The following is a 12918-nucleotide window of genomic DNA, read 5'->3' on the forward strand; positions in this document are numbered from 1 at the left end:
GGCTGGGGTGAAAATCCCAGCGCTTTTCGGCTTTCCGATGCTGGGATTTCATCCCAGCCTATGTGACGCCAAAGGGGCGATGGCTGACGGCGCATATTTGCGCAACGCATCACGTTACTTACAATGCACCGCCCGTCGAAATTCGAGCGGGCGCAGGAACTTGCGTGCATCTACAGGCGCAAGAGGGAAGTGGTCGGACGTTGCGTTTTTATCCGCCAACAATCATCCACATCAGGGGTTTCAATGAACAAATGGATTTCCAACGCGGCCATGGCGGCCGCACTGGCTGTTGCGTCCAGCACGGCCGTGGCTATGGATGGCAATTTCTTCATCAACGGAGAAGCTGCCGGGTCTAATGCAAACATCAGGAACTTGGAGAACAAGGACAACACCAGCATGTCCGGGGCGTTGCGCGCCGGCTATCTGTGGAACGCCGGCTCCGTTTCGTGGGGTGCCGAAGCCGGTTATGTCGATCTGGGCAAGGTCACCGGCAGCGACAACTACGCCGTGTACGACGCCGTGGGCGTCTACGATCCCATCCACATTTCCGTCAAGACGCAGGGCGAACTGCTGGGTGGCGTGTTCAAGCTGCACTACGGCGATTACGGCTGGTTCTTCTCGGCGCGCGGCGGCTGGTTCCATTCGCACACCACAGGCAGGGCGAGCGACCAGCTCGGTCTGTCGTCGGTTTCCGAAACGCGCAACGGTGACGGCATCTATGCCGGTTTTGGCTTTGGTTATGACTTCACCAAGCACCTCGGCATCAGCCTGAACTACGACTATTACAACAGCCGCGCGAATGGCATTTATTCCGGCCATTTCAACACTGGCATGTACGGCGGCACGCTGGAATATCGTTTCTGATTTTTGTTGTGCAGCAAGCAACGGCCGCTTTGTGCGGCCGTTGTTGTTTTTAGAGATCGAGTTCGCCCTGGATCAATACGACGCATTGGCCACCGATGGTGATGGTTCCATGGGCGGCATCGCGTTTGACGCGAATGTATCCATCACGTCCCACTTCGCGGCCCTGACTGACCAGATAGCTGAGGCCATAGCTCGTATCGCCGCGCTCGGCGAGAAACGCCATGATCGCCGCATTGGCGCTGCCAGTGACGGGATCTTCCGGAATGCCATCGCCAGGACAGAAAGTGCGCACGACCATCTGCGCGGGGCCGGATGATTCGCGACCGAAAACGCTCACACCCATGGCGCCGTGCTGCTCGCTCAACTGCACGAGCGCGTGCATGTCCGGCTTCAGCGCGCGCACGTGCGCCGCCGCGCGAAGATCGCACACCCACCAGAGCGGACCGGCATGGATCAGGCTTACCTGCGCATCGCTCAATGTGAGGCCGATCGCTTCGGAAATCGCACGGCACGTGTCGGTGTCGACACTTTGCAGGCGCGGCGGCGGTGCCTGGACATGAATGACGCGCTCCACACCTGTTTGTTCGATTTCCACCGGCAGCAAACCCGCAGCGCATTGCTGGGTCAGTGTGGTTTTACCTGCATCGACGAGCCCGGCTTCCATTGCTGCGTAAGCACTGCCGACACTGGGATGTCCGGCAAACGGCAATTCCTGCTTCGGCGTGAAGATGCGCACGCGATAATTCGCTTCCGGTGTCGTTGGCGGCAGCAGAAAGGCGGTTTCGGAAAGATTCGTCCAGCGCGCAAACGCGCGCATCGTGGCATCGTCCAGGCCCTCGCCATCGATGACGACGGCAAGCGGGTTGCCCTTCATCGGCTGGCGCGAAAAAACATCGAGCTGGATGAAGCGGCGAGTGATGGACATGGGCACGGGACATGGCGAGTGGATCGCCATCCTAGCATTCGATATTCGCGCGCCAGCCAGGCACATATCGATAGCCGGATGCTTGCCGCCATGTGCTGGGATTTCATCCCAGCCTACGGTTCCCTCCCCCTGTCGTGGGGGAGGGAACCTTCTTGCAACTTAGAATCCGCTACGCAGGAACACATCCAGATTCGCCACGTTCAAGGTGCCGATGCCGGCGCCCTGGTTGTAGCGCGGCGCACCGTAGTAGAACCAGTTGTCACCAGCGCGAACGCTGTTGAACGGCGAGAAAAAGCCGTAGCCGAAGATGTTCTGCAAGGCATACACCTGCGGATTCCACAAGCCGATGCGATGGCCGGTGCTCTGCCGCAGCAACGCCGTGATGCCGTTGAGCTGCGGCGCCACGAAGCTGGTGCCGCCTTCACCGGAAGCCAGGCCGCCATCAACGGTCGATACGAAGATGTAGCCGGTTTCCGGATCGGCATTCAACGAAATATCCGGCACGTTGCGTCCCGCGAAATGGCTGGGCAGTTGCAGCAGCGTGGTGGGACCGGCGCTGGGATCGTTGTAGACCAGCGACTGGTTCGGCTCGCTGCGGCGAATACCCCAGGTGAATGCCTGATAGAACGGTTCGTGCCAGTACACGCTCACGCCGCCGCCACCGCCGGTGGCAAACAGATTGATCGGGCGCACGTACTGGTTGAAGTAGTTCTGCAGATAATCCCAGCCCCACACGCTTTCCTGCGTGACCGATTGCGTGGGGCCGGTGCCAAACTGATAGCTGTACGGCGTGGTGGTGCCGCCCGCGGCGGTGATGTACGGATCGGAAGCCGGGGAATCCACCGTCAGCGGTGCGGTGTATTGGCCCACGCCGGTGCCCGCGCCGAGATCGCGCACGGTGTCATACGCGCCCGAATCGCCCGATGCCGCGAACAGCGATTGCCCTTGTACGGCCGCTTCCAAAAAGATCTTGTGGAACGCACGCAGATCGCCGACGTCGGTGGTGTCGGTGTTGCTGGCGCCCGTTACGTTCAATGCCGCGAAATTGAAGATTTCCGGCAAGCCCCAGCTGGTGGAGATACTGTCGGCAATGTTGTCCGACACCGCTTGCGCGAACGCATCGACGTAGCCGTCGGTGGTATTGGGCGCGTCGTACACGATGATGTTGGCGTACGGCGCGACGCCGCCGGATTGCTCCACGTCGATCGAGGTTTCGCCGCTGCCGCCATCGATGGCAGCACCGCCATCCACATGCACCTGCGTGATGCGGTTTGGCTTGGTCGCGAGACCGATGTCGGACCAATAGGTGGTCGCGTCGCTGGGATAGAAATCGGACAGCGTCACGATGCCCACGGTCGAGCCTTTGCCGACCACGCCGCGGTGATAAAGCGGATTGATGTTGTAGAAGTTGGCCACGTCGCCAACCGTGTATTCACCGGGCACACCCGACGCGGTCGGATTGCTGTTGGTGCCACCGGCGCTCTTGTTGCTCGGCGCGCTGAGCTTTGCGTTCGGCGCGGCGAGCGCTGTGAAGGCCGATGAGGATACGTGATGCGGGCGATAGATCTTCTCGCTGCTCAGGCCGGCTGCTACATCGACCACGTCGGCAATGGCTGATGGTATCTGCGGTGACGTTGCCGGTTTATGGAAACTGTGACCGTTTTCGCGCGAGACGTAGTTGTGAACCGAGGTCTGGAACAGTTTGCCGAACTGGCTCAGCGTGCCACTGGTGCGGACGGCCAAATGGCTCGGCAATACCTCGCTGCTCAGGCCCTGGCTTTTGAGGTAGGACTGCACGCGCGCGATCTCTGCGTCAGTGGCGCCGTACTGTTGCGCAAACTGCTGCGTGGTGAGGAATTGCTGATAGTGCGCGCTGCCGGGTGTGACGGTCTCGCGGATGTAATTCTCCAGCGCGGCCTGGTTATGCAGCTTCAAAACCAGCGTGACGTGCACGGTCTGATCGGCCGGCGCGGTACCGGCATCTACCGCGGGTAGGGCGCTTGCGGCCCATGCGCCGGCGCTGGCGCCGGTGAGCAGCAGGCCAAGGGACAACGAAAGCGACTTGCGATGCAGCGTTGCAAACATGTGCTTCTCCCTAATGAGCGCGCCGGCATGTGCGCATGCAAGCAAAGGTTGAAAAACACATGCCCCTTGCCGCACCCGAACGATGTCGTTGCGAAGATGATTGATGGTCGACTTCCTAGCGACGAAAGTCCGTCTCCCCTGACGACCAGCATCGCGCCGCTGAGATGAGCCTATAGCGCTGTCATGAAACCTGGAAGTGCCTGAGATGCATGTGGGCAAAACAAGATGTCATGTGAGAGTGAATGCTTATGAGTTGTCTCGATTCAATGGAAAACATCGAGGCCGCGCGTGTAGTCCTCCCTTGGTAGCGAGCTACAAAAATCGTGTGCACTAAGTTGAACAAACGGTTTGCGTGAGTGAATCCCTACCCGCGTGCAGGGCATTTCTTTAGGCAGCGGCGAAGCGATCAGTTAGCGTTTGCAAAATTTTTACGCTTGGAACCGCTTCCCCCGTTGCGCGGTTCGCTGGCGGGATCTTGTTCAAAACATCAAGGAGTTCTTTTCATGCGCAAGTTTGCAGCGATCGCCACGGCGTTGGCGTTGGGTACGGTGTCGTCCGTGGCGATGGCCGATGACGGTAATTTCTTTGTGAATGCCAATGCGGGTGCGTCGAGTTACAACACCAGCAATCCGTTCTCTGGCATGGAGGGAAATAGCTTCAGCAAGACTGGCAAGGCGGGTGCGCTGCGCGCTGGTTATCGCTGGAACAGCGTGGTCGATTACGGTGTTGAAGTGGGTTATGGCTTCCTGGGCAACACGACCGCACGTCTTGCTGGCGAGAGGGCATCCGCTCGCTTGCAGGATCAGACGCGTGGCTGGTTGCTGGGCGGCAACCTCAACTACAACATCAACGAGCATTGGTACGTGGACGGCCGCGCCGGCTGGTTCCGCGCGCGCAGCTTGTACGAAGCGCGCTTCTTGCCGGATCCGCTCAGTGCATCCGGCCGTGCGGCGGTGACTCGCACCGGCGAGTACTTTGGTATTGGCGGTGGCTACGACTTCAACAAGAACTTCAGCCTTGGTCTGGCTTACGACACGTATCGCGTGCCGGAGAACGAGTACAACAAGAACACCCGCATCGGCATGTACTCCTTCCAGGCCGAATACCGCTTCTGATTCAAGGCGTTCTCCACTCTTTTACGGCCGCCTCGCGCGGCCGTCTTTTTGTGCGCGGCCCGGTTTGGGCGCACAATACGACGGTTGTGTCCCGTGAGCGCAAGGCTTGCGGGGCTTTATCCCCAAGTCGAAGCCGCCGCCCATGACCACCATCAAGCAAGACGATCTGATCCAGTCCGTCGCCGACGCCCTGCAGTACATCAGCTACTACCACCCGGTCGACTACATCACCAATCTGGCCAAAGCCTATGAGCGCGAGGAATCGCCGGCTGCGAAAGACGCGATGGCGCAGATCCTGATCAACTCGCGCATGGCGGCGGAAGGGCATCGTCCGCTGTGCCAGGACACCGGCATCGTCACCGTCTTTCTGAAAGTCGGCATGAACGTGCGTTGGGACGCCACGCTGAGCCTGGAAGACATGGTCAACGAGGGTGTACGCCGCGCCTACAACCATCCGGACAACAAGCTGCGCGCCAGCGTGCTGGCCGATCCGGCCGGTAAGCGCGCCAATACGAAGGACAACACGCCGGCAGTGATCAATGTTTCCATCGTGCCGGGCGATACGGTCGACGTGATCGTGGCGGCGAAGGGTGGCGGTTCGGAAGCCAAATCCAAGTTCGTCATGCTCAACCCCTCCGACTCCATCGTCGACTGGGTGCTCAAGACCGTGCCGACCATGGGCGCAGGCTGGTGCCCGCCCGGCATGCTGGGCATCGGTATCGGCGGTACGGCGGAGAAGGCCATGCTGCTGGCCAAAGAAGCGCTGATGGAGCCGATCGATATCCAGGATCTGATTGCGCGCGGCCCATCGAGCCGCGCCGAGGAACTGCGCTTGGAACTGTATGAAAAGGTCAACGCGCTGGGCATCGGCGCGCAGGGGCTGGGTGGCCTCACCACCGTGCTCGATATCAAGGTCAAGGATTACCCCACCCACGCCGCGAACCTCCCGGTGGCGATGATCCCCAACTGCGCCGCTACCCGCCACGCACACTTCACCCTGGATGGCTCTGGCCCCGTGATGCTCGACCCGCCCTCGCTGGCAGACTGGCCGACGCTCACCTATGACGCCTCCAAGGGCCGCCGCGTCAACCTCGACGCCGTGACGCGCGAAGAAGTCGCCAGCTGGAAACCCGGGGAAGTGCTGCTGCTCAACGGCAAACTGCTTACCGGCCGCGATGCCGCTCACAAGCGCATGGTCGATATGCTGAACAAGGGCGAGAAGCTGCCGGTGGATTTCACGGGCCGCTTTATCTACTACGTCGGCCCGGTCGACCCGGTGCGTGACGAAGTGGTCGGCCCCGCCGGCCCCACCACCGCCACCCGCATGGACAAGTTCACCGAGCAGGTGCTGGCCCAGACCGGTTTGCTGGGCATGGTCGGCAAGGCCGAGCGCGGTCCGGCAGCCATCGAGGCGATCAAGAAGCACCAGTCGGTGTACCTGATGGCCGTTGGCGGCGCGGCCTACCTGGTGTCCAAGGCCATCAGGGCCAGCCGCGTGCTGGCGTTCGAAGACCTGGGCATGGAGGCGATCTACGAGTTCGAGGTCAAGGACATGCCGGTAACCGTGGCGGTGGATTCGGCCGGTACGTCGGTGCACAAGACCGGGCCGCGTGAGTGGCAGGCGAAGATTGGGAAAATCCCCGTCTCTATCGAGTAACGTAGCGCGCTTCGCGCGCCACGTTCGCCTCCTCTCCCCTCTGGGGAGAGGAGTGAGGTGAGGGGCGAAGGCTTGCCGGAAACCTCCATAGACACGTAGGTTGGGGTGCGAACCCCAACATCGCCATGTTGGCCAGAATCGCCATGTTGGGGTTCGCACCCCAGCCTACGTTCGCGAGCACAGGCGTTTGGCCATCCAAACGCTATCCCTATTGCCGAATTGTCGGTTGCATTCCACCTGACGCGGCGCAACACTGGCGGGATTGACTTTTCCCGCAACCCTAGACAGAGAAACCGTGACCTCGAATGCCCCCGCGCCGCTTTCCGCCGGCGCACCCTGGATCGTGATGAAGTTTGGCGGCACCAGTGTCGCCACCCTGCCGCGCTGGCAGAACATCCGCGAACTCGTTGCCAGCCGCCGCGCCGAAGGCGCACGCGTGCTGGTGGTCGTGTCCGCGCTGACCGGCATCACCGACGCACTCAAACAACTGTGCGTCCAGGAAGACAAAGGCAAACGTATCGAGGCGTACAAAGCGATCGCGCAGCGCCATTACGACCTGCTCGATCACATGCAGCTTGCCGTGCCGGATACCCTCGCCGAACGTTTGCGCGAGTTGGGCAAACTGGCCGAAGAGGGTCCGGCGGTGATGGGCGAACTCGCCTGGTCTGCGCTGGTGCAGGCGCACGGCGAGCTGATGTCCAGCGCCTTAGGTGCGGCGTTTCTTTCGCACGCCGGCCTGTCCACGCAATGGGTGGATGCGCGCGACTGCCTGGCCGCGATTGCGCTCCCTAACCAGAACGAGCGCACCAAGCTGCTTTCGGCGATGGTCGAAGCCAAGCCCGATCCCGCCTTGAATACACGCCTGGCCAAGCTGGGCGAAGTGTTCATCACGCAGGGTTTTATCGCGCGCGAATCCCAAGGCCGCACCGTGCTGCTTGGTCGTGGTGGTTCGGATACCTCGGCGTCGTATTTCGGCGCGCTGCTGAAAGCACAGCGCGTGGAAATCTGGACCGACGTGGCCGGCATGTTCACCGCCAATCCGCGCCAGGTGCCTGGTGCGCGCCTGCTGCAGAAACTGGATTACGAAGAAGCCCAGGAAATTGCCTCCACGGGCGCCAAGGTGCTGCACCCGCGCTGCCTGTCGCCGCTGCGCGAACCGCGCGTGCCGATGCTGATCAAGGACACCAACCGTCCCGAGCTGGAAGGCACCGTGATCGGCCCGGAAGTGCGCGAGCACGCGCCGAGCGTGAAAGCCATCAGTGCACGCAAGGGGCTGACCCTGGTGTCGATGGAGTCGGTGGGCATGTGGCAACAGGTCGGTTTCCTGGCTGACGTATTTGCGCAGTTCAAACAGCATGGTTTGTCGGTGGACTTGATCAGCTCGGCGGAAACCAACGTCACCGTGTCGTTGGACCCCACCGAAAACCTGCTCGATTCCGATGCGGTGGCGGCACTCGCCAGCGATTTGGCGAAAGTCTGTCGCGTAAAAGTGATCGCACCGTGTGCCGCCATCACCATGGTCGGCCGCGGCATGCGTTCGATGCTGCACACCTTGTCCGGCGTGCTGGCGGAATTCGGCCAGCTGCGCGTGCATCTGATTTCGCAATCATCCAACAACCTCAACCTCACCTTCGTGGTGGACGAGAGCGTGGTCGACGAACTGGTGCCGCGCCTGCACGAGATGCTGATTGCCGCCGGCGCCCTGCGCACCGACGACAGCGCCTTGTTCGGCCCTAGCTGGCAGGCCTTGTACGGCAGCGGTGAAACCGTCACCGCGGCGGATGCCTGGTGGCGCAGCGAGTGTCGCGATCGCTTGCTGGCGCTCGGCGCCGAAGCCACGCCGCGCTACGTGTACCACTTGCCCACCGTGCGCAAGCAGGCGCGCGAGTTGAAAACGCTCACGGCGGTGGATCGCCTGCATTACGCGGTAAAGGCCAATACCCATCCGGCCATCCTGCGCGCGCTGGCCGAAGAAGGGTTCGGCTTTGAATGCGTCTCGCCCGGTGAATTGAAGGCCGTGATGGCCGCCGTGCCGGAATCCGCGCCGCTGCTGTTCACCCCCAACTTCGCGCCGCGCGAGGATTACGCGTGGGCTTTCAGCACACGAGCTACTGTTTCGCTGGATTCGCTGTATCCGCTGGAACATTGGGGGGAGGTTTTCCGCGGTCGCGAAATCGTGCTGCGCATCGATCTTGGCCGCGGCCTGGGTCATCACGAGAAGGTGCGCACCGGCGGCAGCGGCAGCAAGTTCGGCCTGCCAGTGGATCAGCTCGACGCCTTCCTGCGCCTGGCCGATACCCACCGTGTCACGGTGCGTGGCCTGCATGCGCATCTGGGCTCCGGCATCCTCGACGTCAAGCATTGGAGCGAGGTGTACAGCCAGCTGGCCAGCATCGCCGAGCGCATCGGCAGCGTGGGCTTCCTCGATATCGGCGGCGGCCTCGGCGTGCCTTCGCACCCGGGTGAGGCGCGGCTGGATATCGCCGCGCTGGAAGAAACGCTGCGCAAGGTCAAGGCAGCCTATCCGCATTACCAGTTGTGGATGGAACCCGGCCGCTACCTGGTTGCCGATGCGGGCGTGCTGATCACCCGCGTGACCCAGCAGAAGGGCAAGGGCTCCTGGCGTTACCTGGGCGTGGATACCGGCATGAACAGCCTGATCCGCCCCGCGCTGTACGACGCCTGGCACGAAATCGTCAACCTCACGCGTCTGGATGAGCCAGCCACCGCGCTCTACCAGGTGGTGGGCCCGATCTGCGAAAGCGGCGACGTGATTGGCTCCGACCGCCACCTGCCGGAAGCGCAGGAAGGCGACGTGGTGCTGATTGCCCAGGCGGGTGCCTACGGCAAAGTCATGTCCTCGCCTTACAATCTGCGGGATGAGGCGGAAGAGATCATCCTTGAGTGACGCCGCGCTTTACTCCCTCTCCCCTCCGGGGAGAGGGTGGGGTGAGGGGCGAATCTAGCGATAAATGGAAATCAAAGCGTGGTTTTATTTAAACACCCCGCGAGATGCCCCCTCATCCCAGCCTTCTCCCCGGAGGGGAGAGGGAGCGGTTTGAGGCGAGAAGGAGTTTGCTTCACTGATGGAACGCTTGAACGTGGATCGCGCACGAACATTGCGTCGGAACACGACCGATGCAGAACGATTGCTTTGGCGTCATCTGCGTGATCGACGACTTTCAGGATGGAAGTTTCGCAGGCAGCATGAAATCGATCGCTACATTGTCGATTTCGTTTGCCCAGATGCGCGGGTGATTGTGGAGCTGGATGGCGGTCAGCATCTCCAACAGGTGGAGCGGGATGAAGAACGGACGCGCCGACTTGCAGCCATAGGTTATCGCGTGCTGGGATTCTGGAACGATGACGTTTTGAAGAATACAGACGCAGTGCTTGAGGTGATCTTGGAGGCTGTGGCAAGAGCGGTCCCCCACCCCAACCCTCTCCCCAAGGGGGAGAGGGAGTAACAAGCGAGAACAAAGAACCGGAGCTTTCTGAGTGACCCAACCGATCCAACCCCGCCTGACCCAGGTCTTCCACTTCGTCCGCGCCAGCTATGCCGACGGCGTGGCCGAACTGGTCTATGCCTTCGACCACGGCGAGGAACTGATCGAACGCGTACGCTTTCCCGCGCCACCCGCGTTGATGCCAGAACGCAAGCACGCGTTCAACGCCGCGCTGAAGTTGCTGCACCTGATCGCAGGCATCAGCTATTACAAAGCGGGTGTGCCGCCGAAAATCGAAGTGGCCGATGATCATCTCGACGACGCCACCGCCAATCTTCTCGACGATTTGTACCTGCACGGCCTGGCCGAATTTGCCTATCGCAACGGACTCGACTTGCGCGGACGCATTGCTTTCCCGCGTTCTGGCGAGCCGCCGGGGAAAGTGGAAGCCGCTGCGCTGCATCTGCCCAAGCGCACGCTTGTTCCTATCGGTGGCGGCAAGGATTCGCTCGTCGCTGTGGAAGCGATCAAGCAGATCGGGGGTGAAGCCACCGCGGTATGGGTAGGCAATTCGCCGCTGATCGCAGCATGTGCCGAACGCACGGGTTTGCCGACGCTCAACATCCAGCGCGAACTCGCCCCCGGTTTGTTCGAACTCAATCGCCTGGGTGCCTGGAACGGCCATATCCCGGTGACGGCGGTGAATTCGGCCATTCTCGCCGTTGCTGCCGTGCTCTACGGCTTTGACAGCATTGCCTTCGCCAACGAACGCTCCGCCTCCGCAGCCACGCTGGAGTACGACGGCCAACAGGTCAATCACCAATGGAGCAAGGGCTACGCGTTCGAGAAGCTGCTCAGCGATTGGCTGCATACGCACGTTGCCGCCGATCTCGATTACTGCTCACTGCTGCGCCCGTATTCCGAGCTTGCCATCACGCGTGTGTTTGCCAGGCACGCCGCCTATTTCGACGTCTTCTCCAGCTGCAACCGCAACTTCAAGATTCTTGGTCCCAAGCCTGCCGATCGCTGGTGCGGCCAATGCCCGAAGTGCCACTTCGTGTTTCTGGCGCTGGCGCCATTCCTGCCCAAGCCACGCCTGCTCGCGATTTTCGGCCGCAATCTGCTTGACGACGATGCGCAGGCCGCGGGCTTCGATGCGCTGCTTGAGTATCACGACCACAAACCGTTCGAATGCGTGGGCGAGGGCGCTGAAGCGCGCGCCGCGATGTACGCCCTGAGCCAGCGTCCGGAATGGCAGGAAGATGCCCTTGTCGCGCGCTTCCGCAGCGAAATCCTGCCGCAACTCGACGTAGCAGAGCTGGCGCTGGAGCCTTGGCTGCAGCCTGCCGGCGAGCATCGCGTGCCGGCGCGTTTGCAGGCGGCGCTGGCGACCATTGCCTGACATGCGCATCGCCGATCTTGCCGCACAGCGCGTAGCCATCTGGGGTTTCGGCCGCGAAGGACGGGCTGCGATTCACGCGCTACGCAAGCGACTCCCTGAATTGACGCTCGCGCTCTATTGCAGCGAGTCGGAAGCCGCGGAAGCGCAAGCGTTCGATGCGGCTCTGCGCGTCTATCCCAACGAGCCGGATGCCGTGGCGCTCAGTGCCTACGACATCGTCATCAAGTCACCGGGCATTTCCGCCTACAAATCCGCCATCGTCACCGCGCAAGCGCAAGGTACGCGTTTTACGTCCGGTACCGCGCTCTGGTTTGCCGAGCATCCGCACGCGCGCGTCATAGGGGTGACCGGCACCAAGGGCAAGAGCACTACCACCGCGCTGATCGCACACCTTGCCCGCGAACAAGGCGTGCGCACGGCGTTGGCCGGCAATATCGGTTTGCCTTTGCTGGAACTGCTCGATCAGCAAGCCGACCTGTGGGCGATCGAACTATCCAGCTTCCAGACCGGGGAGGCAGGGCCGCTGGAGCTGGGCGTGATCACCAGCCTGTACGAGGAACATCTCGACTGGCACGGTTCGCACGAGCGCTATATCGCCGACAAGCTCAAGCTGACCGACCAGGCCAACCAGTTGCTGGTGAATGCGCAACAGCCATTGCTGCGGGAAAAGACCGCGCAGCATCCGCATCGCCTGTTGTTCGGGACAATGGACGGCTGGCATGTGGCTGAGGGCGCCATTCGCCGCGCTACGCAGGACGTGTTTCCGCTGCAACGCATGTCGGTCCCAGGTTTGCACAATGCGTTGAACGCATGCGCCGCGCTGGCTGCATTGGAAGCGATCGGTATCGATGCAGTAGCTGCCGCGCAGGGACTGGCTTCATTCCGTCCGCTGCCACACCGCCTGCAACCGTTAGGCGAGCGCCATGGCCTGCAGTGGATCAACGACTCCATCAGCACCACGCCGCAGGCGACGCTCGCAGCGCTGGAAAGCCTGCAGGGGAGGGAAGTGACCGTCATCGTCGGCGGGCACGACCGTGGCCTCGACTGGACGCCTTTCGTCGAAGCAGTCAAAGCGCGCGTGTCGTTACGCATCGTCGCGCAAGGCGCCAATGGCCCGCGCATCGCCGGGGCGCTGCGCGCCGCCAAGTCGGACGTGCCGCTAGGCGATGTCGATCACCTAACGGATGCCATCGAGATGGCCCGTACCATCACGCCGGAAGGCGGCACGGTGCTGCTGTCGCCGGGAGCGCCCAGCTTCGACCAGTTTCACGACTACGCCGAACGTGGTCGACGCTTTGCCGTGTTGGCGGGATTCGATGAACAGGCCATCGTGGGCATTGCAGGCCTCGGCATCGCCTGACGCGCGACGATAAGCTGTACACACCCTCCTGCAGTCTCCTGGGGAGTGCGGGAGATGGCGAGCC

At 61.9% G+C, this 12918-nt stretch carries 10 protein-coding genes; 8 read left to right on the forward strand and 2 right to left on the reverse strand.

The features are described from left to right. The coding region (locus tag VJR68_RS17815) for a hypothetical protein (protein WP_324149894.1) at nucleotides 1-247 on the forward strand (247 nt) is incomplete at its 5' end. Continuing rightward, nucleotides 244-864: a porin family protein gene (locus VJR68_RS17820; RefSeq protein ID WP_324149895.1), complete on the forward strand. Its 621-nt coding sequence runs from the start codon at nucleotides 244-246 to the stop codon at nucleotides 862-864. The genes VJR68_RS17815 and VJR68_RS17820, both read left to right, overlap by 4 nt. A 49-nt stretch (nucleotides 865-913) precedes the next feature. Here VJR68_RS17820 and VJR68_RS17825 read toward each other — a convergent pair whose 3' ends face one another. Both VJR68_RS17825 and VJR68_RS17830 read right to left on the reverse strand, forming a co-directional pair. Then, the gene (locus VJR68_RS17825) at nucleotides 914-1789 is read right to left on the reverse strand and encodes a PhzF family phenazine biosynthesis protein (RefSeq protein WP_324149896.1); all 876 of its coding nucleotides are present in this window, start codon (nucleotides 1787-1789) and stop codon (nucleotides 914-916) included. Nucleotides 1790-1948: 159 nt separating this feature from the next. Further along, nucleotides 1949-3874, reverse strand: a complete 1926-nt coding sequence (locus VJR68_RS17830; RefSeq protein ID WP_324149897.1) for a S53 family peptidase — start codon at nucleotides 3872-3874, stop codon at nucleotides 1949-1951. A gap of 503 nt (nucleotides 3875-4377) precedes the next feature. Here VJR68_RS17830 and VJR68_RS17835 point away from each other — a divergent pair. The 6 genes from VJR68_RS17835 (at nucleotide 4378) to murD (ending at nucleotide 12854) form a co-directional block, all read left to right on the forward strand. Next, complete coding sequence (locus tag VJR68_RS17835) at nucleotides 4378-4989, forward strand: outer membrane protein (RefSeq protein WP_324149899.1); 612 nt, start codon at nucleotides 4378-4380, stop codon at nucleotides 4987-4989. Nucleotides 4990-5131: 142 nt separating this feature from the next. Next, entirely contained in the window at nucleotides 5132-6646 is a 1515-nt protein-coding gene (locus VJR68_RS17840; protein ID WP_324149900.1) for a fumarate hydratase, read from the forward strand. 295 nt (nucleotides 6647-6941) lie between these two features. Beyond that, the gene (locus VJR68_RS17845; RefSeq protein ID WP_324149901.1) at nucleotides 6942-9554 is read left to right on the forward strand and encodes a bifunctional aspartate kinase/diaminopimelate decarboxylase; all 2613 of its coding nucleotides are present in this window, start codon (nucleotides 6942-6944) and stop codon (nucleotides 9552-9554) included. 178 nt (nucleotides 9555-9732) lie between these two features. After that, the gene (locus VJR68_RS17850) at nucleotides 9733-10113 is read left to right on the forward strand and encodes an endonuclease domain-containing protein (RefSeq protein WP_324149903.1); all 381 of its coding nucleotides are present in this window, start codon (nucleotides 9733-9735) and stop codon (nucleotides 10111-10113) included. Nucleotides 10114-10144: 31 nt separating this feature from the next. Continuing rightward, on the forward strand, nucleotides 10145-11494 hold the full coding sequence (gene murL, locus VJR68_RS17855) for a UDP-N-acetyl-alpha-D-muramoyl-L-alanyl-L-glutamate epimerase (protein WP_324149905.1): 1350 nt from the start codon (nucleotides 10145-10147) through the stop codon (nucleotides 11492-11494). Nucleotide 11495: 1 nt separating this feature from the next. Next, nucleotides 11496-12854 carry a UDP-N-acetylmuramoyl-L-alanine--D-glutamate ligase gene (gene murD / locus VJR68_RS17860; protein WP_324149906.1) on the forward strand — a complete coding sequence of 453 codons (1359 nt, stop codon included), beginning with the start codon at nucleotides 11496-11498 and terminating at the stop codon, nucleotides 12852-12854. The last annotated feature ends 64 nt before the right edge of the window (nucleotides 12855-12918 follow it).

It is taken from the genome of Dyella sp., assembly GCF_035277725.1.
Classification (GTDB): domain Bacteria; phylum Pseudomonadota; class Gammaproteobacteria; order Xanthomonadales; family Rhodanobacteraceae; genus Dyella_B.